The sequence below is a fragment of the Lactonifactor longoviformis DSM 17459 genome, assembly GCF_900129135.1.
In the GTDB taxonomy this organism is placed as follows: Bacteria; Bacillota; Clostridia; order Lachnospirales; family Lachnospiraceae; genus Lactonifactor; species Lactonifactor longoviformis.
Map to the genome: position 1 here is coordinate 154287 of NZ_FQVI01000007.1, position 22051 is coordinate 176337.

Here is a 22051-nt window from a genome sequence, read left to right on the forward strand (position 1 = left end):
GCGCGGGCAGACCCCCGGGAACAAAAGAATGAATAAAAAAGATACTATATTAATTGTTGATGATATGGAATTGAATCGGGCAATCCTCAGAAATATATTTGAGGATGACTATAATCTTTTAGAGGCTGAGGATGGAGAACAGGCTGTGATTCTTGCAAGACAGTATCATTCCAGCATTGTAATCATTCTGTTGGATCTGGTTATGCCGGTGATGGATGGGTATAAGGTAATGGAAGAACTGGCCAGGAAACATCTTCTGGAGGAGCTTCCTGTGATTGTGATTACTGCGGAGGATTCCACAGAAAACGAGGTGAAAGCCTTTGATCTGGGCGCTTCTGACATTATTATGAAGCCTTTTGAACCTTATGTGGTAAAACGAAGAGTTCAAAATGTCATTGAACTGACACTTCACCGGCTGAATCAGCAGGAGCTGATTGAGGAACAGGCAGCGAAACTGAGGGAATCCAATGCAATTATGATAGATGCTCTTTCCTCCATCATTGAATACCGAAGTGTGGAGACCGGACAGCACATACAGAGAATCCGTATCTTCACAAAAATACTTCTGGAGAATGTGGCATACTCGTATCCTGAGTTCGGACTGAATGAGAGAAATATTGAGATTATCGTCAGCGCCTCTTCTATGCATGACATTGGGAAGATTGCTATCCCCGATAAAATATTGAATAAGCCTGGCAGGTTAACGCAGGAGGAGTTTTCTGTGATGAAGACCCACACAACAAAAGGGTGTGAGATGCTGGCGAATCTGAACGGGATGAGTGATAAGGAGTATCTGCAGTACGCGTACAATATCTGCCGTTACCACCATGAGAGGTGGGACGGTAAGGGATATCCGGACGGGCTCAGGGGAGACAGTATTCCCATCTGTGCCCAGGTGGTAGGCATTGCGGACTGTTATGACGCATTGACTACTGACCGGGTATATAAGAAGGCAATCTCTCCGGAGCACGCGTTCAATATGATTTTGAACGGGGAGTGCGGGACATTTTCCCCCAGGCTGCTGGAATGTCTGAAGAATGTTAAAGGCCTTTTTGAGGAGTGTACCAGGGAGTATGCTGACGGGCATACGCCTAAAACTGCGGATATTAAAACAATTTCCCCGGTCCTGTTTTCACGGGAAGAGACCTTACAGATGGGGCAGCTTAAATATTTTGCAATGCTTCAGTATACAGATGCCACGGTTATGGAAGTGGATATGGACAATGGTGTGTACCATGTGGTATATACCTCCGGCAGAGAGTTTGAGACACTGAAAACAGGCAAACGGTTTGAGAATTCGATTCTGCATTTTATTCAGGAATCTGTCCACCCGGAAGAACAAAAGCAGCTGCTTTCTTTTTTTGGAAGAGAGATGGAGGATTTCTTTGTAAACGGCCTGAGAAAAAGCAGCGTGAATTGCAGGATATACAGCTCAGCAGATGAAGCTTACTATTGGTGCATGGTTACACTTGTACGCATTGAAGTCAATAATCCATACAGCAGGAAGGCAATGATTATCTGGGACAAACGTGCTGCGGAAGAAACAGAGCTGCCCAGAGACGAGAGGAAGAGGGATAAGCTGTTTTCAGTGGGTATACTGGACAGCCTTCTGGGAGGTGTGCAGACCTGTAAAAATGATAAATGGTTTACGATTCTTCAGATGAACAGCGGTCTGAAGGAACTCCTGGGATACACAGAGGAGGAGATACAAAACCAGTTTCAGAACAGGTATCTTAACTTTATATATCCCAAAGACAGGGATATGGTACATACAAAGATACAGGAACAGCTGAAAAAAGGTAACTTTGCTGAACTGGAATACCGTATCACTGCAAAAGACGGATCCACTTTGTGGGTCCTGGACAAACGATGCCTGATGAGCAGAACCGGGGAAGAAGAGTATTTCCTTTATGTTCTGGTTGACATTACCCAGCTGAAAAAAGCACAGGAAGAGCTGCGCCTCACCCTGGAGCGTCATCAGATTATTATGGAACGGTCCAATGACATTATTTTTGAGTGGGATATAGAACATGATACGGTCTCCTATTCAAATAACTGGGAAAAGAAATTTGGTTATCAGCCGGTCAGGGAGGGGGCAACAAAGAAAATTCCAAAAGCCCCTCACTTACATCCAAAAGATCAGACCTGTTTCACCCAGCTGATTCACGATATGAAAAGCGGTATTCCTTACTCCGAGATAGAATTCCGGGTGGCAGATGCAGGCGGCAGGTACCGGTGGTGCAAAATACGGGCAGCTGCCCAGTTTGACAGCGCAGGCCGCCCCTTTAAGACGGTGGGAGTAGTCACAGATATTGATGAGGAAAAGCGTGCTTCCCAGATCCTTTTGGATGAGGCGCAAAGGGACGGACTGACAAAGCTTTATAATAAAGGCTCAGGAAGGAAACGAATTGAAGAGCTTCTCAATGACAAGGCAAAAGGCACTTCGGCCGCTATGATGATCATTGATTTGGATAATTTTAAGATGATCAACGATACCTATGGGCATATGTTCGGTGATGTTGTGCTTCAGGAATTTGCCGGAGAACTACTTCAGCTGTTTCGGGATCTGGATATTATCTGCCGCATAGGCGGAGATGAGTTTCTGATTTTTATGGAAAATGCCCCCCAAAAGGCAGCAAGTATAAGGGCTCGTAAGATTATTGAGGCATCCCACCGGCTGTTTCGTGAAAATGCCATATCCTATACGCCTTCCTGCAGCGTAGGCATTGGGATCTATCCAGAGGACGGTACAGACTTTGAAACCTTATTCCATCACAGTGATGTGGCTCTGTATGATGCGAAAAAAAGAGGTAAAAATACATATTCATTTTATTCCCCTGCTATTTTGAACTGTCCCTTTAATATGCCGGCCGTTAAGCCGACGGTCAACACTTTGATCGAATCAGAGACAGCGCCGGCACAGGTGATGTACCGTCTGATTGAAGATGCGTTTACCATTTTATACGAATCCGTTGCCCCGGAAGATGCGATTGCCTGTATTCTGAAAATGGTAGGAAGAGAATTTGCGGCAAGCCGCACCTATATTTTTGAGGACAGCAGGGACGGAAGAAGCACCAGCAATACCTTTGAATGGTGCAATGAAGGGATAGAATCTCAGAAGGACAAACTTCAGAACTATTCGTATGATAATCTTGGGGGACGGGAGCACTATATGTCCCTGTTTAACGAGGAGGGAGTGTTTTACTGTCCTGATGTGGAACAGCTGTCTGAGAGGTACCGGGAGATGTTCAAAGCACAGGGGATTCAGTCCCTGCTGCAGTGCGAAATCAGAAGAAATGGGGCATTCGCGGGATTTGTAGGCTTTGACGACTGTAAAATAAAAAGATTCTGGCTGAAGGATCAGATTTATGCGCTTAGCTTTATTGCAAAGATGCTGTCAGTATTTCTCAATGAAAAACGGGAGGGGAGTGGAATACAGCACTCTCTTCCCGCTGAGAAGGACGGATATATCTAAATTAGTTTATCTGGAGAGCGCGGCCAGATCTTGATAGAACCCGGGGTAAGAGATGGTGACACACTCTCCGTTCAGAAGCTGTGTCTCTCCCTTTGCCGCCAGTCCGGCCACTGCAAAGGCCATGGCGATCCGATGGTCTCTTTTTGTATCAATAAGGGTGCCTGTTAAAGGCTGTCCTCCCCGGATTATCATACCGTCATCTGTTGCCGTGACATCTGCTCCCATGGCCTTTAGATTGCTGACCACTACATCAATACGGTTGGATTCCTTTACTTTTAATTCCTGCGCATCCCTTATTACAGTTTCACCCTGGGCAAACGCGGCCAGAACCGCAATCACAGGAATCTCGTCGATCAGGGAGGGGATGATGGAACCGTCTATGGTAATGCCGTGCAGACGACTGTGCCGTACCAGGATATCGGCAGTGGGCTCACCTTCCTCCGCAGATACATTCATAAGCGTGATATCCGCGCCCATTTTTTCACACACCCGCAGGATGCCGTTTCGGGTAGGATTCACCCCTACATTGCGGATCAATATCTCTGACCCTGGTATCAGAAGGGCGGCTCCGATAAAATAGGCGGCGGATGAGATATCTCCGGGAACAGATACTTTCTGGCCTTCCAGAATGGGATCCGGATAGATGGTTACTGTGGTATCCTCCGCGGTGAGGGTGGCTCCAAAGTAATCCAGCATAATCTCTGAATGATTTCTGGAGAGATAAGGCTCAGTGACACTGGTAATATCATCCGCATAAAGTCCCGCAAGAAGCACACAGGATTTCACCTGAGCAGATGCCACAGGAGAGTCATAATGGATTCCCTTTAAGGAGCGTCCTTCTATATGAAGAGGAGCACATCCATTGCCGCGGACGCTGGTTATACCGGCTCCCATCTGCGCGAGGGGGCGAATAATCCTTTTCATTGGCCGGGATTGTATGGATTCATCCCCAGTGAGATCACTGTCAAACTTCTGGCCGGCCAATATGCCGGCCAGAAGACGGGTGGTGGTTCCGCTGTTCCCCACGTCTAAAACTGTGTCAGGTCTGGAAAGACCGTGCAGTCCTTTCCCCTTCACCAGAATCTCTTCCTGTTCCGTCTCTATAGATATTCCCATTTTGCGGAAACAGGAGATGGTAGAAAGGCAGTCTGCCCCCTGAAGAAAGTTTGTGACAGAGGTAGTGCCCATTGATATTGCCCCCAGCATTATGGCTCTGTGGGAAATGGATTTATCTCCCGGGACATTCAATTCTCCCCGAAGCGGAGAGGTAAGTTTCTTGATATTCATAAGTCCCTCCTAAGTACAAAATTATCGTTCATAAATGATATAATTACGTTTTCTCAGGAGTTCCGCCGCACTGATCATGGCGTCTTCCTGATAAAATTCAATCTTGAGAACTCCTTCTTCAAACTCCCTGTTGTGTACAATACCAATATTTTTAATACTAATCTGATTCATAGCCAGAGTTGTTGCGATGGTGGCAATGGCACCGGTCTCATCCACAATATCACAGTAGAGAATATAAGCCTTTTTGATGGGACCCAGAGGGGAGGAATCCAAAGAATTCCTGTAGTCTCTGGAATTCGAAAACATCTGGTAAAGACCATCGCTGTCTCCCTGATCGATTAGATATTTCGCCTGTACTATCATGCGGATATATTCATCCAGTACCCTGGAGATGTTATCCTGATTGGTAAGGCAGATCTGCTCCCACATAACAGGGGAAGAAGAGGCAATTCTCGTAATATCTTTGAAACCTCCTGCGGCAATCATTTTCATATGCTCATCAGAGGAATCCAGATGTTCCACAAGATTCACCAGAGACGATGCCACAACGTGGGGAAGGTGGCTGATTGCTGCTGTGATATAATCATGCTCCTCCCAGGTGAGAATCATGGGAATAGCGCCCAGTGAGTTCACCAATTCAGAATAATCGCTGATCTTCTGAAGGCTTACGCCCTCTGAGGGTGTTAGGATAAAATAGGCATTCTCTATCAGGTGATCCGAAGAATTCTGGTATCCTGACTTTTCAGATCCGGCCATGGGATGGCCTCCGATAAAATACTCCTCCAGCTTCAGTGCCTTCACAACTTTGTGAATGTCTCCTTTTACACTGCCTACATCCGTGAGAATGCATTCCGGACGAAGGATCGATTTCAGGCTCCTCAGGTAAGAAATATTTGCGGAAACAGGGGCACACAGGAAGATAATGGAGCACTCACTGATACCTGCGTCCTGTTCCCGGCAGATGACATCTACGATGCCTTCTTCCTCGGCCTTTTTCAGGGACAGCTCATCTTTGTCATAGGCATAGATTCTGCACTGGGGATAAAACTTTTTCAGCGCTTTTGCAATGGATCCTCCGATCAGTCCCAGGCCGATAAAGCCGGCAGCTGCGGGTTCCATTACAGTTTCCTCCCCGCAAGCGAAACATAGGGCTGTAATTCCGCGGAAAGCTCCCGGAAGTTCTCAAAGGTGAGGGACTGGGGGCCATCTGACATGGCATGTGCCGGATCGTTGTGCACTTCAATCATTAGTCCGTCGGCTCCGCAGGCTACGGCAGCTTTTGCCAGAGGCGGCACATAGCTGTATACCCCGGTCGCATGGCTGGGATCTACAATGACCGGAAGGTGGGTTTTTTCCTTTAATACAGGCACCGCACTGATGTCCAGCGTATTTCTGGTAGCAGTCTCAAAGGTACGGATTCCTCTCTCGCAGAGAACTACATTGGGATTGCCCTCTGCAATGATATATTCCGCAGCGTTCAGCCACTCGTCAATGGTGGCGGCGAGTCCTCTCTTTAAAAGTACCGGCAGCCCGGACTTTCCGGCTTCCTTCAGCAGCTGAAAGTTCTGCATGTTGCGTGCTCCGATCTGTATCATATCCACATACTTTACGGCGGCATTAATAGCATCTTCACTGATCACTTCACAGATGGTGCGCAGTCCGGTTTCTTTTTTTGCCGTCTGCATATATTTCAGGCCCTCTTCCTCCAGTCCCTGGAACGAGTAGGGGCTGGTTCTGGGCTTGTAAGCACCGCCCCTGACAAACTGGGCCCCCGATTCCTTTACCGCATGTGCGATGGCAAGAAGCTGTTCTTCTGTCTCCACTGCGCAGGGACCTGCCATGATTGTGAGGGTTTCCGGGCCGATAGCCCATCCGTCCACAGATACCGAAGTAGGAGAGGGATGAAACTTCTTATTTGTCAGTTTATAGCTCTCTGTGACCGGGACAAGCTTGTCTACATAGGGCATGATCTCTATATTTTTGTCTGCCAGACGTGTCTTGTCTCCCACACATCCGATGATAGTAACTTGTTTTCCTTTTGACAGGTGGGTTTCCAGGCCATTTTCCTGAACTCTCTGTATGACGTCATTGATGGCCGAATCCGTAGCGTTTGGTTTCATAACGATAATCATAGTTCATATCTCCCTTTAGTTCCATTCATTTACTTCCCCCGGGACGGTCAGCGACAGGGGTCCCGCGGGTGTCCGCACGGTCTCATCGTACGGCAGTCATTTAGGTGTAAGAGTCATTTCTGACCGCTTTTCTTATTGTAAAGCAAGTGTCGGTAATTGTCAACGATTTATTGCTTTAAAGCGTTGCGCTTTAAAGCGAAGATATATAAAGAAGATTCTGAAAGAAAATCGAATATTCATTGTTAAAAGTGAATAAATTACTTGAATTATCTCATTTTTTTTAGTAAAATATACACATATTAATAAATGGGAGGTATTACATATGGACGTTTTTAGAACAGACCGAATAAGAAATGTGGTCCTGCTGGGTCATGGAGGCGCCGGAAAGACTAGTTTAACAGAGGCAATGGCTTACCTGTCAGGAATTACAAACCGCCTTGGGAAGGTAGACGATGGCAATACTGTCAGCGATTTTGATAAAGAAGAAATCAAACGTCATTTTTCCATTTCTACATCATTAGTGCCCATTGTGTGGGGCAAGAATAAAGTTAATATTCTGGATACCCCCGGATATTTTGACTTTGTGGGAGAAGTGGAAGAAGCGGTAAGTGCTGCAGGTGCTGCCATTATTGTAGTGTCCGGAAAGTCAGGGGTTCAGGTTGGAACCCAAAAAGCGTGGGACTTATGTGAAAAATATAAACTTCCCCGTATGTTCTTTGTAACGGAAATGGATGTAGATGATGTCAGCTACCGCCAGGTAGTTGAGGATCTGACAGAACTTTACGGCAAGAAGATTGCACCGATACACTTCCCGATCCGTGAAGACGGCAAATTTGTAGGATATGTAAACGTAGTAAAACAGGCCGGAAGGCGCTATGTTGAAAAAGATAAGAAAACAGAGTGCCCGGTGCCCGATTACTCTCAGGAATACCTGGACAAATACAGGGAAACACTGATGGAATCTGTGGCAGAGATCAGTGAAGAGTTTATGGACCGGTATTTTGGCGGGGAAGAATTCTCCATTGCAGAGATTTCCGCAGCTCTGAAGATGAATGTATGCGACGGAAGCATTGTACCTGTATGTATGGGTTCCACCATTAATCTGCAGGGGGTGTCTAATCTGCTGGACGATATCTGCGGATACTTCCCGGGCCCCGATCAGAGAGAGGTTGCAGGCATCAATAAGAAGAACAACGAAATCTATGAGGCGAATTACGATTTTGCCAAAGCAAAAACCGCCAGAGTGTTTAAAACAATTGTAGACCCGTTCATCGGAAAATACTCTCTGATTAAAGTGTGTTCAGGGGTTATCAAATCAGACGACACGCTCTATAACGTGGAAAAAGACGCCGAAGAGAAACTGAATAAATTATATGTACTGGAAGGCAATAAACCCATTGAGGTTCCGGAGCTTCATGCCGGAGACATCGGCGCTATCGGCAAAGCTAATACATTAGTTACCGGGGACTCACTGGCAACCAAGGCAACCCCCGTGGTATACGGCAAACCCGAGATCTCTGTGCCGTACACATACAAACGCTATAAAGCAAAGAATAAGGGGGATGTGGATAAGATCTCCCAGGCCTTCGGCAAAATGATGCAGGAAGATCTTACGATGAGGGTTGTGAATGATTCGGCCAATCGCCAGACGCTTCTCTATGGTATGGGTGACCAGCATCTGGACATAATTCAGAGTAAATTGAAAGAACAGTACAGGGTAGAGATCGAGCTTACCAAGCCGAAAGTACCTTTCAGGGAAACCATCCGAAAGATGTCGGATGTGGAAGGCAAGTATAAAAAGCAGTCCGGCGGTCACGGCCAGTACGGGCATGTTAAGATGAAATTTGAACCGTCGGGAGACCTGGAGACTCCGTTCGTATTTGAACAGATCGTTGTGGGAGGCGCAGTTCCCAAGAATTACTTCCCGGCAGTGGAAAAAGGTATGCAGGAATGTGTGCTGAAGGGTCCTCTTGCCGCTTATCCTGTTGTGGGAGTGAAAGCAATTCTGTATGACGGCTCTTATCACACCGTAGACTCTTCGGAGATGGCATTTAAGATGGCAACCATCATGGCATTTAAAAAAGGATTTATGGACGCATCTCCTGTTCTTCTGGAGCCTATTGTATCCATGAAGGTAACGGTTCCCGACAGATTTACCGGTGATGTCATGGGTGATCTCAACAAGAGAAGAGGCCGTGTGCTGGGGATGAATCCGGATAAAAACGGCAATCAGGTGATTGAGGCAGATGTGCCGATGCTGTCCATCTATGGATATTCCACAGATCTCAGATCCATGACCGGCGGAAGCGGGGACTTCTCCTATGAATTTGCCCGCTATGAGCAGGCTCCCTCCGACATTCAGGAGAAGGAAATTGAAGCAAGAGCCAGCCATCTGACAGATTCTGAAGATAACTAATGCAGGTTAAAAAGCTGTTTTAAAGAAAGGGCAAGAGAAGGCAGTCCGGCTTCTGTGAAGAGGATTGCCTTCTTTTTTTCGAAAACCGTTGAATTTACCCCGGAAAGTTGCTAGAATAACAATCAAAGTCATAAGAAGGAGACTATACTATGAGTACAAAAAAAAGTAAGATAATAGCTGTCCTGGCAGTTATCATTTTAGCGGGCATTTATTATTATGTCACACTGCCGGCGATCAATATCCACGAAAGTGGATTCTGGTTTTTCCTGGCAGCAGTGGTAGCAGTGATTCTGGTGATTTACGGGCTCCGCAGAAGAAGCAGCTTTCACAGCGTCAAAGATATTAAAGAAAACAAGATTATTAAATTTGGCCTCGGGGTAATCATTCTGATCGCTGTTATTTACCTGATTGGATCGGTTCTTTCTTCCCCCATTGTAAATGCCCAAAAGTATCAGAAATTAATCACACAGACCGAAGGAGATTTTGCAGAGGATATTGAGCAGGCAGATTTTGACAGAATTCCTCTTCTTGATAAGGATTCTGCGGTGCTGCTGGGCAACCGTAAAATGGGAAGTATGGTAGATATGGTTTCCCAGTTTCAGGTGAGTGATCTGTATTCACAGATTAATTATCAGGGAAAGCCTGTCCGTGTGACACCTTTGGAATATGCCAGCCCCATTAAGTGGCTGACCAACCAAAAAGCCGGAATTCCGGCCTATATCACCATTGACATGACCACACAGAACACAGAGCTGGTCAAGCTCAATGAAGGCATTAAATATTCTATGTCTGAGTATTTTAACAGAAATATTTACAGGCACCTGCGTTTCCGCTACCCTACGTATATGTTCGATCAGCTGAGCTTTGAGATCGACGAGACAGGGACGCCATACTGGATCTGTCCGGTGAAAAAATTTAATATCGGCTTGTTTGGCGGCCAGACCATCGGAAGAGTAGTGCTGTGCAATGCAGTCACCGGGGAGACGGTGGATGTACCTGTGGATGAATGTCCGACCTGGGTAGACCGGGTCTATCCGGCAGAGCTGCTGATTCAGCTGTACAATTATCATGGTACTCTGAAAAATGGTTTTCTGAACAGTGTATTAGGACAGAAGGGATGCCTGAAAACAACAGAAGGGTTTAACTATATCGCCATGGATGACGATGTATGGGTATATACCGGCATTACCTCTGTCACAGGGGATCGCTCTAACGTTGCCTTTGTGCTCATGAATCAGAGAACAATGGAAACCAGATATTACCCGGTAAGCGGCGCGGAAGAGTACTCAGCTATGGACTCTGCCCAGGGGCAGGTGCAGAATCTGGGATATAAAGCAACCTTCCCACTTCTGCTGAACATCAGCAATGAGCCTACGTACTTTATGGCTCTGAAGGATGAGGCGGGACTGGTGAAAAAGTATGCGATGGTTAATATACAGAAGTATCAGAATGTTGCTATAGGGGATACTGTGGCCGAGTGTCAGAAACAATACACGAAGCTGCTCTCCGGGATGGGCATCTCCAATGCCGGAGGAAGTGATAATCTAAAGGTAAGCGGTGCCATAGAGAAGATGGCCCAGGCAGTTATTGACGGGAATTCCCATTTCTATATAACGCTGACCGGCAAGGAGGGAATCTTTGATGTTCCTGTTGTAGATTTTCCGCAGATCATAGGGTATGACATCGGTGATACCATTTCTCTGGAATATTCTGAAGGTTCACCTGCCAATACAGTCATAGTGATAGAATAAAATAACCGGCGATATGCTTTGATATGATGCCTCTTAAGTAGACAAAGTAAATAACAAAAGTCTACTTAGGAGGTATTTTCATGTCCAAATCACCGCATACGCCAGAGTTCAGAGCAATGGTTTCTCAAGAGTATCTTGACGGTTTAGGCTCATATGATTCTCTGGCAGCTAAATATCAGATCGGCAGCACACAACTAAGTGAATGGATTGCTAAATACAGGCAGCATGGTTTGTCTGCCTTTCAAAATAGAAAAGGTAACGCCCCCTATTCATCAGAGTTCAAAATCTTGTGCGCCGAAGCCGTTTTGTCCGGACAAGGAAGTGTGGATGACATTGTTGCAAAATACAATATTTCAAGCCGAAAGGTTTTGCGAGACTGGATTTGCATGTATAATGCCAATAGAGAACTTAAGGATTATAATCCGAAACGGGAGGTCTATATGGCAGAGGCACGCAGGAAAACAACGATAGATGAACGCATGGAAATCGTTCGATACTGTATTGAACATAATCGCAATTACAAGGAAACAGCCAGTTTATATGATGTTTCATACAGCCAGGTCTATTCCTGGGTAAAGAAATATGATGCTGACGGGGAAGATGGGCTGTCAGACAGGCGTGGTCATCACAAAACAGACGGTGAAGTCGATGAGCTAGAGCGTTTACGGCGTGAAAATCTACGTCTGAAACGCCAGCTTGAAGAAAAAGATATGGTGGTCGAATTGTTAAAAAAAGTGAAAGAATTCGAAGGGATGTGAGGATTGGAAAAGTACGTTACGGATCAAAATATCTGGCGGTGAAGCACTTCTATGAAGATAAGAAGTGGAGTATAAACTGGATGTGTAAGCAGCTTGGGATTTCCAGAGCCGGATACTATAAATGGCTGCACCGGGACATTCCTGTGCAGGAGCAGGAAAACCAAAAGCTGGCTGAGCTGATCAAAGAGTATGATGAACGGTTCCGTCACATCCTTGGTTACCGCAGAATGGCATCATGGATCAATCATTTCAACCATACTTGTTATAGTCCTAAGCGAGTACATAGGATCATGAAAAAGCTGAATATTCATGCTGTCATCAGAAAGAAAAAGAAGAAATATAGAGCATCCACTCCAGAAACAACAGCGGAAAATAAGTTAAAGAGAGAGTTCTATACAGAGGCTCCAAACCAGAAATGGGTAACAGATGTCACGGAGTTCAAAGTTCCGGGAAAGAAGAAGAAACTATATTTAAGTGCGATCTTGGATCTATATGACCGATACCCGGTTTCCTATGTGATCAGCTGCAAGAATAACAATCAACTGGTATTTAAAACATTTGATAAAGCAATTGCTGCCAATCCAGGTGCAAGGCCGCTCTTTCACAGCGACAGAGGATTCCAGTATACAAGTAGGTTATTTCAAAGAAAACTGAAAGAACAGAAAATGGAACAGTCGATGACAAGAGTAGGGCATTGCATTGATAATGGCCCCACAGAGGGATTCTGGGGTATCCTCAAGACCGAGATGTATCAAATGTATGAGATAACAGATGAAACGTCCTTACGCTTTGCAATTAAGGACTATATACGATTTTACAGTAAAGAACGCCCCCAGGACAGATATCAGTGCAAGTCACCATTGGAGGTACGGATTGAAGCATTAACTTCGGATGAACCAACAGAGTATCCTATAGCAAAGAACAAGCGAATTGAGAAATATAAAGAGAAATGGTGTGCATAGAAAAATGACCACACTTGAAACGGTGTGGCCATTCATCAGCACTTAATTTTAGATATTTTACTTGTCTACTTGACAAGGGGCATATCACTTCTAAAAGAGGGCATATCGCCGGTTTTACCTTACCTTATTTTATATTTTTTTAGTTCCTCAGAGCAGACGTCGTAGAATCTGGGCTCCAGCAATACATATGCGGGTACATAGCCCCCAAAACGGCCCAGCTGCCCGATCCGCCTTTGAAGCTCTTCCCGTATGTCTTCCTCTGCAGTGGATGGAACATTCAGTGCCTGGGAATTCAGCCCTCCGCTGAAGGAAAAGTGCTGCCCGTGCTTTTCTACAAGACTGTCCAGATCATTGCATACCATACAGGGCTCCCAGCCGTCAAAACCGCACTCTACAAAATCATCCACCAAAGTATCCACTTTTCCGCAGCTGTGCATAATAGCAATACATCCCTTCTCATGGATCGCATCTGCAATCCGTTTCAGACGGGGTTTGAAAAGTCTGCGGAAGATTGCCGGGGATATAAAAGTACTGATTTGTGTGCCAAAATCATCGCTGTGTGCAATGGCGTCCGCGCCCATATGATCTATAAGCTTCTGGTATAGCTTGATTTTATAACAGGTGATGGCTTCCACAAGTTCTTCATATGCTTCGGGTTCTTCATATAAGGCAATCAATGCCTGCTCAAAGCCCATCAGCGCGTGGGTCCGTTCAAAGATACCCTGGGGAATGAGATAGTAATTCGCCACCGTGTCCCGATCCTTCAGAACACCCCACTTTTCAGCAATGAAATCCCAGTCTACAGCATCCAGATCCGGAAATTTAACAGTATTTTTCCAATCGGTGATATCCGTTAAAACTTCTCTGCCCGGAGTGGGGGCCGGCATACCGGGTCCGTCGGCGGATGAGGTCCAATGAACCCCGAACCAGTCATAATCATTTTCTTCCATTTCTCCAATTTCAGCCTGACCAATCAGATAACGAAAATCTTTCAGCATATCAGGAACCCATTGAGGATGGTCTACGGTAAGTGTACGAATCAGGTTTTCTTTTGCATTCATGCAGCTGCCTCCCTATCTGTTTTTTATTATAATAGTAGAAGCTTTTCGCCATTTTTTCTATCCGCAAAACAGAGCGGATTTTGATGAACGGCACATCAATTTGTAGTATTCAAAAGTAAAAACGTTGAAAGCTTTGGCATCAGGAAGTATAATTGAGAAAGATATAAGATAAGGTGAGAATACGGATGAGACTAAGTGCATGTTTAATAAAGGAAGAGCTGGAAGGCCGGCTGGCCGGCGTTGTGGAAGGAGAAGGCTATCACAAGCCTCTTCTCTCAAAGGTACGTATGTACCAGGGAGAGCATTTTCTGGAAGCCGGATATTTGTATATAGCTTCAAAGGAAACACTGGAAGAGATGCCGGAGATGAAAAAAGGAAGCTGTCTGCTTTATCCAGGCAGACTGGAGGAACTTCCTCTCTCTTACAATTCCCGGGAGGGGACGGTTCTGGCAGTCATGGAACAGGGGACAGAGGCATACCTGAACTATATCCTGGAGATTTTTGAAAAATACAGCGCCTGGGAAGAGGAAATGCAGAATTGTATCAATAAGCGCAAAAATATACAAAGTATGATAGATGCGTGCAGAGGAATTTTTGAGAATCCTTTGTTTCTGTGCGATCAGGATTACCGCTTTTTAGCATTAACCGGTTTGGAATCAGGAGAAAAGGAGACAGATACCGTCAGCCAGGATGTTATGTGCAGCTTCCGCTTTGAGACAGAATTTCAAAAATTATGGAACAGCAGCTCGGCTTTCCTGTATCAAAGTAAATTTCTGCCGTACCGTAATCTCAGCTACAGAGTGCGGTGCGGGGGAAATTATACCCTTGGTCTCAATCTCCAGGAAAGCCGGGTTTTGTTTCGTGAGAGTGACCGCTTTTTGTTAGAATATCTGGGAGAATATATCCGCCTGTATTATGACCAAAACTATATGCAGCTGTGTCAGAATCAGGAGGAGAAAACGGCTGTCCTGAAAGGTTTGATAACAGGGAAAGAAACACATCGGGAGAGCCTTCAGCTTGTGCTGGACGCTCTGCAATGGGAGGAGGATCACAGCTATCAGGTTTACTGCTTGAAGATTACAGAGCTGGAAAAAAAGTACCGCTTTGTGGGGAGCCAGTGCACGCAGGTGGAACACGTATTTCAGCATGCGTACGGGCTGGAATATGAAGACTGTCTTGTAACAATAGTAAATCAAACACTTCTGGGCCGCGGCAGGGAATCGGCAGAGGAACAATTGCGGATCTTTATTCGGGAGAACTATCTGAAGACAGGTAAAGGGAGGGCTGCGGCGGGAATCCGCAATATCAGAGCCTCTTATCTTCAAGCGGTCGCAGCGCTTGAGACGGGAGAAAAGAAAGACCCTACCAAATGGTATTATGACTTTGAGGAATACTGTCTGGACTATATGATTTACAACTGTACAGGCAGTCTTTCCCCGAAGGAACTGGTGCCGGAAGGCCTTCTGCGCATGAAGGAATATGACAGGCAGAACAAGACCTTTTATCTGCAGACCCTGGAAACGTATTACAGGGAAAAGTGCAATACAAGCAGAGCTGCAGAAGTCCTGTTTATTCACCGGACAACCTTTTTGGAACGGCTCAGGCGGATCCGGCGTTTTTTATGTATGGATTTGGATGATCCTAAAAACAGAATCTATCTGATCTTATCCATGGAGGTTCTGAAAAATGATAATTAAGTGTATGTTTTTCCTCTCCTGTAATAAGTCTGCAATAAGTCTTCCTTACACTGAAAGAGAAGAAGGAAACCAGATAGGATATAAGGAGGACTGTTTATGAGGAATGAAAGATGGAGAAAGCATAAAGTAATTATTATTGCAGCGGCAGCAGCTCTGGGAGTGACAGGAACAGCGGGTATCCTGGCTGTATATGGCCAGAATCTTGCGGAGCGCAGAGTGGCGGAAGAAGCTTCGGAATCGCTGACCGAGGGCGTAATAGAGGAGATTCCCTATTATCGGGGCTGGAATGACAGTACTCTGTACCGGGATGCGGTAGAGGACCAGGAGATTGTAAAAGAGGTATGCACCCATTTTGGACTGGACTACGAGACAGTTACGATGAAAGATATCACCAAAGATATGAGAAATTATGAGGAGGCGCTGAATCTGAAAAAGGATTTGGGGGACAACCCCCTTCTTTCGGAGAATGCAAAAGAAGGAGTCTTTACTTTGGAGGTGTATATCAGCGATGTCTATGCCTTTGACGGAGGCGGACAGGTAATCAAAAAATACTGTGAGACCCTGGGGCTGGATGCGTCACTGCTGAAAGTATCGGATTTATCCCTGGAAGACCTGATCAAGATCGGGGAATTGGCTTACGAGACCTCAGATCATCCCAAATAAAAGAAAAAGACAGTGCGGAAAGGTAACCAATGTGGCAGAAATATTAATTGTAGAAGACGAGAGCGGGATTAATGAATTAATCCGACGGACTCTGACAATGACAGGGCACCATTGCCTGCAGGCATACACAGGGCGGGAAGGGGTGCAGCTGGCACAGGACAACGGGTGCAGGATAGACTTGGTATTATTGGATATCAATCTGCCGGATATGGATGGATTTCAGGTGATCAAAGAGATGAGGGATCTGCCTGTCATCTATGTGACGGCGAGGGACCAGGTACCTGACCGGGTGCGGGGACTGAACAGCGGAGCAGAGGACTATATTGTAAAGCCATTTGCTATGGAAGAGCTGATTGCACGGGTACAGGTGGTTTTGCGGAGATTTCATAAAGAAGAGAAACTATTTTATCTGAAGGATCTTCAGGTTAACCTAGAAGAACATGTGGTATATCGAAGGGGGAAAGAAGTGGTGCTGACCAACAGAGAGTTTCGGCTTCTGCAGGCTTTAATTGTCAATAAAAATATAGCACTCTCCAGATCCCAGCTTCTTGATCTGGCCTGGGGAATGGATTACTTCGGTGACGACAGAACTGTAGACGTACATATTCAGCGCATCAGAAGAAAATTGGGACTGGAACAGCAGATAAAAACCATCTTTAAGTATGGATACCGTCTGGAGGTATAGGATGCAGCTATGGAAAAAAAACTATCTGATTACCTTCCTGTTATTTTTACTGGTACTGAATACAGGTCTTTTCTGCCTGTCCCAGGTGCTGTTTCAAAATGACCTGGAGCGGTGGATGGAGATGGCCCTTATGGGAGAACAGCGGTTTGCCTATGCAGTATCAGAGTTTGAGGATACATCGGATATCAATGAACAGATCAAATATATCTGCAGAGGATATTACACAGGGAATGCCAGGATGACTGTCTTAGCAAATGGTGAGAGCATTGTAAACTATGTTCCCGCGGATCTGAAGTTTTCATACAGTGCGGATATTGTAACGTACAGCGGCCGCAAATATGTTCTGCTCCATGATACAGAAGAGATTCAGGGGAAATTTTATGAAATTATTTACATGGAGGATATCAGTCAGGTATATAAAGAACAAAAAGAGCGTCTCGCCGGTCTTGCCTGTGTCAGTCTTATGCTTGCAGCCATTATTGGTACAATGCTGTATATAACAATGAAAAAAATTTATAAGCCGGTCAATCATATTGCTCATGAGCTGAGAAATCCTCTTACCGTGATCCAGGGTTATGGGCAGTATGTCCAGATGGGAAACATATGCGGGGAGGATTGCTTTTTTGCAGGCCAGCAGATTGTAAAAGAAGCCCGCACGCTGGCGGAACGGGTAGACAGACTTTTGATCATGGGAAACCTTAGAGAAGGCACCATCCGCTGTTTGGAGATAAATGCAGATACTTTATTTCAGGAGCTGAAAGAAAGTTATGAGGGACTGGAGACAGAGAATGATATTATTTCGATCACAGGGGATCCGAATCTAATAAAATGTCTGTTTCAAAACTTGATTTCCAATGGGAAGAGAGCAGGCGAACGGGTGAAACTCACCGGAAAGGGCAAATACATTACAGTCTGGAATGACGGAAAAGAGATAGGGGAAGAAGAGCTCAGGTATCTGAATAAAAACCATCGGTGGCCCCGGGAGACAGTCAAGAACAATGGGTTTGGCATAGCCCTGTGTTATGATATAATCAAACTGCACAGATGGAAGATGAGTTATGCATCCTCCAGGGAAGAGGGCACGACGGTTACCATTCAAATTATGGAGTAAAACAGAGAATTTCCTGCATCCCCTTGACAAATTTTCCCGTTCTGGGTAGAATAACAGTTAGTCAATAAGACAAAAACGCAGAAGAGGAGCAGTAAGAGTCTCTCAGCTTTCAGAGAGCTGCCGGCAGGTGAAAGGCAGCAGTGAAGAACTCCCAACTCGCCTCAGAGTTCTCTGGCTGAACGCATACTTTCAGTAGGTCAGAGCGGGAACTTCCCGTTACAGAAGAACGAGTGCATCCCTCTGGGGATGAAGTAGAGTGGTACCACGGAATGTTAACCCTTTCGTCTCTATGGTCTTATAGGGCATAGACACGGAAGGGTTTTTTGTACCAAATCACATATATGTAGGAGGAAAGAAACATGGCTACACCTTATAATCATAAGGCAATCGAGCAGAAGTGGAGAAAAAACTGGGAAGAAAAACCGGTAAACGTGGATGACGGCCAAAAACCCAAATATTATTGTCTGGATATGTTCCCATATCCTTCCGGAAATGGCCTCCATGTAGGTCATTGGAGAGGCTACGTGATCTCTGATGTATGGAGCCGTTATAAAATGATGCAGGGATACTACCTGATCCATCCCATGGGATGGGATGCTTTTGGACTTCCCGCAGAGAACTATGCCATAAAGATGGGCGTACATCCCGCGAAATCCACGGCAGAGAATGTTGCAAATATCAAAAAGCAGATCAATGATATTGCTGCAATCTACGACTGGGACAGAGAAGTAAATACCACAGATCCTAATTTTTATAAATGGACCCAGTGGATTTTTGTGAAAATGTTTAAGGAAGGCCTGGCTTATGAAAAGGAGTTCCCTATCAACTGGTGCCCGTCCTGTAAGACTGGACTGGCGAATGAGGAGGTTGTCAACGGATGCTGTGAGCGCTGCGGAGCAACGGTAACCAAAAAAAATCTCCGCCAGTGGATGCTGCGGATTACAAAATATGCAGATCGTCTCTTAAGTGATTTGGACAAACTGGACTGGCCGGAGAAAGTTAAAAAGATGCAGTCCGACTGGATTGGCAAATCCTATGGCGCGGAGGTTGACTTCCCCGTTGAAGGCAGGGATGAGAAAATTACAGTGTACACCACCAGACCGGATACCCTTCATGGCGCTACCTTTATGGTTCTGGCTCCGGAGCACAAGCTGGCAGCTTCCCTCGCAACTGCCGAGACAAAGGAAGCGGTTGAAAAATATATTTACGATGCTTCTATGAAATCAAACGTGGATCGTCTGCAGGACAAAGAAAAGACAGGTGTTTTCACAGGCAGCTATGCGGTTAATCCCCTGAATGGGGCAAAAACCCCGATTTGGCTCTCAGACTATGTGCTTGCAGACTACGGAACCGGAGCCATTATGTGCGTACCTGCCCACGATGACCGGGACTTTGAGTTTGCAACAAAGTTCAATATTCCGATTGTCCAGGTTATTGCAAAAGACGGCAAAGAAATTGAGCATATGACAGAGGCCTACACGGAGGCTTCTGGAACCATGATCAACTCCGGTGAATGGAATGGCATGGAATCCGCTGTTCTGAAGCAGGAAGCTCCTGTGATGATCGAAAACATGGGAATTGGAAAGAAGACAGTAAACTATAAGCTCCGTGACTGGGTATTTTCCCGCCAGCGTTATTGGGGAGAGCCGATTCCTATTATCCATTGTCCTCACTGCGGAAATGTTCCTGTTCCGGAAGAGCAGCTGCCGCTGACTCTGCCTGCGGTGGATTCTTATGAGCCCACAGGGACCGGGGAATCTCCTCTGGCAGCTATTGACGAGTGGGTGAATACCACCTGTCCTGTATGCGGAGCTCCTGCCAAAAGAGAGACAAATACTATGCCGCAGTGGGCTGGTTCCTCCTGGTATTTCCTGCGGTATGTAGACAATAAGAATGATAATGAACTGGTCTCCAAGGAAAAGGCAGACAAATACCTCCCGGTGGATATGTACATCGGAGGCGTAGAACATGCGGTGCTCCATTTGCTGTATTCACGTTTCTACACGAAATTCCTGTACGACATCGGAGCCATTGATTTTGACGAGCCATTCCAGAAGCTGTTCAATCAGGGGATGATAACCGGAAAGAACGGAATTAAGATGAGCAAATCTAAGGGAAATGTAGTTTCCCCTGATGATTTGGTCAGAGATTACGGCTGTGACTCTCTCCGCCTGTATGAACTGTTTGTAGGTCCCCCGGAACTGGACGCGGAATGGGATGACAGGGGAATCGATGGCGTGTACCGTTTCCTGAACCGTTTCTGGAAACTGGCGATGGACAGCAGAGAAGCCGGCATCGCTGAGACAAAGGAAATGGTAAAGCTGCGCCATAAGCTGGTTTATGACATTACCCAGCGTCTGGAAAGCTTTAGTCTGAACACTGTTATCTCCGGTTTTATGGAGTACAATAATAAATTTATTGATCTGGCAAAAAAGACAGGGGGTATTGACAAAGAGACCATCGAGACGTTTATTCAGCTTCTGGCTCCTTTTGCACCCCATCTCACAGAGGAACTCTGGGAGGCATATGGCCACAAAGACTCAGTCTTCCACACCTTATGGCCAAAGGCAGATGAGAATGCTATGAAGGACGATGAAATCGAAGTACCTGTGCAGATCAACGGCAAAACCAGGGCAGTTATCAGCATTAATGCGGAGAGCTCCAAGGAAGAAGCGATTGCAGCGGGCAAAGAGGCAATCGCGGATAAGCTCACCGGAAATATTATAAAAGAAATTTATGTACCAAAGAAAATTATTAATTTAGTGATGAAATAATAGCTGAAAATGGCGTAGGTAGTGGAAACATTACCTGCGCTATTTTTATAAAATACTGGATGTTAGACAGGAATATGTTAAAATGGCCTATAAGAAAAATTGCTGTTATCGAATGCTTATACGAATTTTCAGTCGATGTCTCTGTCGGTACAGAAAAATATATACAAGTGCATGTGGAAAAATATTTTAATACATTCTGAAGTTTCTGAATATATCCTTAAGATTTTCTCTGCTTTCTTGACGCTGCAGGATAAATTGTGTATAGTTCAAGTGTACCAGGTGTACTAATATAAATAGTACACCTGGTACACTTGAACTATACCGGCCTGCTCTGCAGGTACAATGAAAGAAGGCAGGGATATCCTATGATTATTTTTTACGTTTTAATGGTGTTTCCAATAACAGCCGTTGTTTCCTTTCTGATTTATCTACCGGCTTATATATATAACAAAACGAAATATGGAAAAAGATCTGTTGTACGGCATCTCTCTATCTATTGCTTCATCGGGGTAATCCTGAGTATTCTTTATGTCACTGTTTTCATGGGAGGGATAACCTTTCATCCGGGGTATCATTTTTTAAACCTTGTCCCCTTTGTCTGGGTAAAAGAAACCTATCTCATGGGATTCGCTAAAATGATAGAACAATTATTTATGAATGCAGTTATGCTGGTTCCCATGGGATTTATTCTGCCGGTGGTATTTCCTTCCGTAAGAAAATGGTGGAAGACAGCATTATGTGTTATGGTATTTATATTAGGGATTGAAACGTTACAATATTTTATCGGGCGTTCTGCGGATGTGGATGATCTTATCATGAATACCTTTGGCGGATGCGTGGGGTATGCCCTGTTTTTCCTTCTGAATAAACTTCTGGGAGAGCGAAAGTGGTGGAAAGGTGCGTTAAACGTTCAGGCTTAAAAAGAAAAAGGGGGCTGTGAAAAAAGCCCCTTTTATAAGACCATCGGCATAGTCGATGGTCTTATATTGTATTTAGATACCTTTTGGGAGTAAAAAAGGACATAAAATCCCCCTCCCCACAGATTACTGCTTTTTCTTTTTAGGCTGCTTTCTGTCGTCTCATCTGCTTATTATGATATTTATAAAGATTATGGCCTATGGAAACCAGAAATATCTCCATTCGCACTGATTCGATTCCTCTTCTTACGATTCTTTTATACCAGCGGTCATTTTTTATGATTCCAAATGTTCCCTCTGCCTGAATCGAACGGTTCATTCTTAACAGGGCTCCATGGATGCTTTCAAGGTTTTCTATCACT

General features: G+C 45.3%; 16 protein-coding genes and 1 other annotated feature. Of the genes, 11 read left to right on the plus strand and 5 right to left on the minus strand.

Annotation, left to right across the window (positions count from 1 at the left end):
* Positions 1 to 28: 28 nt before the first annotated feature.
* Positions 29 to 3475: a GGDEF/HDGYP domain-containing response regulator gene (locus BUA56_RS09015; protein ID WP_139249480.1), complete on the plus strand. Its 3447-nt coding sequence runs from the start codon at positions 29 to 31 to the stop codon at positions 3473 to 3475.
* 6 nt (positions 3476 to 3481) lie between these two features.
* On the opposite strand, the gene aroA is transcribed toward BUA56_RS09015, so the two are convergent.
* The 3 genes from aroA to aroF are packed head-to-tail and all read right to left on the minus strand — an operon-like array spanning position 3482 to position 6894.
* Positions 3482 to 4762, minus strand: coding sequence for a 3-phosphoshikimate 1-carboxyvinyltransferase (gene aroA / locus BUA56_RS09020; RefSeq protein ID WP_072851066.1), 1281 nt, complete (start codon positions 4760 to 4762; stop codon positions 3482 to 3484).
* Between the two features lie 21 nt (positions 4763 to 4783).
* Entirely contained in the window at positions 4784 to 5881 is a 1098-nt protein-coding gene (locus BUA56_RS09025) for a prephenate dehydrogenase (protein ID WP_072851068.1), read from the minus strand.
* A complete protein-coding gene (gene aroF / locus BUA56_RS09030) occupies positions 5881 to 6894 on the minus strand; it encodes a 3-deoxy-7-phosphoheptulonate synthase (protein ID WP_072851070.1) in 1014 nt (337 codons plus the stop codon). Before aroF ends, BUA56_RS09025 begins: the two co-directional genes overlap by 1 nt.
* A 322-nt stretch (positions 6895 to 7216) precedes the next feature.
* On the opposite strand from aroF, the gene BUA56_RS09035 reads away from it, so the two are divergent.
* The 4 genes from BUA56_RS09035 to BUA56_RS09050 all read left to right on the plus strand — a co-directional run bounded on the left by BUA56_RS09035 (position 7217) and on the right by BUA56_RS09050 (position 12781).
* Positions 7217 to 9310 carry an elongation factor G gene (locus BUA56_RS09035; protein ID WP_072851072.1) on the plus strand — a complete coding sequence of 698 codons (2094 nt, stop codon included), beginning with the start codon at positions 7217 to 7219 and terminating at the stop codon, positions 9308 to 9310.
* A gap of 149 nt (positions 9311 to 9459) precedes the next feature.
* Positions 9460 to 11061 carry a hypothetical protein gene (locus BUA56_RS09040; protein ID WP_072851074.1) on the plus strand — a complete coding sequence of 534 codons (1602 nt, stop codon included), beginning with the start codon at positions 9460 to 9462 and terminating at the stop codon, positions 11059 to 11061.
* Between the two features lie 80 nt (positions 11062 to 11141).
* Positions 11142 to 11819, plus strand: a complete 678-nt coding sequence (locus BUA56_RS09045) for a helix-turn-helix domain-containing protein (RefSeq protein ID WP_072851076.1) — start codon at positions 11142 to 11144, stop codon at positions 11817 to 11819.
* On the plus strand, positions 11816 to 12781 hold the full coding sequence (locus BUA56_RS09050; RefSeq protein WP_072851078.1) for an IS3 family transposase: 966 nt from the start codon (positions 11816 to 11818) through the stop codon (positions 12779 to 12781). The genes BUA56_RS09045 and BUA56_RS09050 overlap by 4 nt, the downstream gene beginning before the upstream one ends.
* A gap of 119 nt (positions 12782 to 12900) precedes the next feature.
* On the opposite strand, the gene BUA56_RS09055 is transcribed toward BUA56_RS09050, so the two are convergent.
* The gene (locus tag BUA56_RS09055) at positions 12901 to 13842 is read right to left on the minus strand and encodes a uroporphyrinogen decarboxylase family protein (protein WP_072851080.1); all 942 of its coding nucleotides are present in this window, start codon (positions 13840 to 13842) and stop codon (positions 12901 to 12903) included.
* Between the two features lie 185 nt (positions 13843 to 14027).
* Here BUA56_RS09055 and BUA56_RS09060 point away from each other — a divergent pair, with 185 nt between their 5' ends.
* From BUA56_RS09060 to BUA56_RS09085, 6 genes are all read left to right on the plus strand, one after another.
* Complete coding sequence (locus BUA56_RS09060; RefSeq protein WP_072851081.1) at positions 14028 to 15539, plus strand: PucR family transcriptional regulator; 1512 nt, start codon at positions 14028 to 14030, stop codon at positions 15537 to 15539.
* Positions 15540 to 15635: 96 nt separating this feature from the next.
* A complete protein-coding gene (locus BUA56_RS09065) occupies positions 15636 to 16202 on the plus strand; it encodes a hypothetical protein (protein WP_072851083.1) in 567 nt (188 codons plus the stop codon).
* Positions 16203 to 16233: 31 nt separating this feature from the next.
* A complete protein-coding gene (locus tag BUA56_RS09070) occupies positions 16234 to 16887 on the plus strand; it encodes a response regulator transcription factor (protein ID WP_072851085.1) in 654 nt (217 codons plus the stop codon).
* A 1-nt stretch (position 16888) separates the two neighbouring features.
* Entirely contained in the window at positions 16889 to 17998 is a 1110-nt protein-coding gene (locus BUA56_RS09075; RefSeq protein WP_072851086.1) for a sensor histidine kinase, read from the plus strand.
* Positions 17999 to 18067: 69 nt separating this feature from the next.
* Positions 18068 to 18290: a binding site (T-box leader), on the plus strand.
* A gap of 67 nt (positions 18291 to 18357) precedes the next feature.
* On the plus strand, positions 18358 to 20772 hold the full coding sequence (leuS, locus tag BUA56_RS09080) for a leucine--tRNA ligase (RefSeq protein WP_072851088.1): 2415 nt from the start codon (positions 18358 to 18360) through the stop codon (positions 20770 to 20772).
* Between the two features lie 386 nt (positions 20773 to 21158).
* A complete protein-coding gene (locus BUA56_RS09085; protein ID WP_278320851.1) occupies positions 21159 to 21692 on the plus strand; it encodes a VanZ family protein in 534 nt (177 codons plus the stop codon).
* A 139-nt stretch (positions 21693 to 21831) separates the two neighbouring features.
* On the opposite strand, the gene BUA56_RS09090 is transcribed toward BUA56_RS09085, so the two are convergent.
* Positions 21832 to 22051: transposase (locus BUA56_RS09090; RefSeq protein ID WP_072851092.1), on the minus strand; the 220-nt coding region annotated here is incomplete at its 5' end.

Excerpts from the sequence above, each read along its gene's own strand:
- BUA56_RS09015 (WP_139249480.1), top strand. The coding sequence starts at position 29 with ATGAATAAAAAAGATACTATATTAATTGTTGATGATATGGAATTGAAT.
- aroA (WP_072851066.1), bottom strand. The coding sequence starts at position 4,762 with ATGAATATCAAGAAACTTACCTCTCCGCTTCGGGGAGAATTGAATGTC.
- BUA56_RS09025 (WP_072851068.1), bottom strand. The coding sequence starts at position 5,881 with ATGGAACCCGCAGCTGCCGGCTTTATCGGCCTGGGACTGATCGGAGGA.
- aroF (WP_072851070.1), bottom strand. The coding sequence starts at position 6,894 with ATGATTATCGTTATGAAACCAAACGCTACGGATTCGGCCATCAATGAC.
- BUA56_RS09035 (WP_072851072.1), top strand. The coding sequence starts at position 7,217 with ATGGACGTTTTTAGAACAGACCGAATAAGAAATGTGGTCCTGCTGGGT.
- BUA56_RS09040 (WP_072851074.1), top strand. The coding sequence starts at position 9,460 with ATGAGTACAAAAAAAAGTAAGATAATAGCTGTCCTGGCAGTTATCATT.
- BUA56_RS09045 (WP_072851076.1), top strand. The coding sequence starts at position 11,142 with ATGTCCAAATCACCGCATACGCCAGAGTTCAGAGCAATGGTTTCTCAA.
- BUA56_RS09055 (WP_072851080.1), bottom strand. The coding sequence starts at position 13,842 with ATGAATGCAAAAGAAAACCTGATTCGTACACTTACCGTAGACCATCCT.
- BUA56_RS09060 (WP_072851081.1), top strand. The coding sequence starts at position 14,028 with ATGAGACTAAGTGCATGTTTAATAAAGGAAGAGCTGGAAGGCCGGCTG.
- BUA56_RS09065 (WP_072851083.1), top strand. The coding sequence starts at position 15,636 with ATGAGGAATGAAAGATGGAGAAAGCATAAAGTAATTATTATTGCAGCG.
- BUA56_RS09075 (WP_072851086.1), top strand. The coding sequence starts at position 16,889 with ATGCAGCTATGGAAAAAAAACTATCTGATTACCTTCCTGTTATTTTTA.
- leuS (WP_072851088.1), top strand. The coding sequence starts at position 18,358 with ATGGCTACACCTTATAATCATAAGGCAATCGAGCAGAAGTGGAGAAAA.
- BUA56_RS09085 (WP_278320851.1), top strand. The coding sequence starts at position 21,159 with ATGGTGTTTCCAATAACAGCCGTTGTTTCCTTTCTGATTTATCTACCG.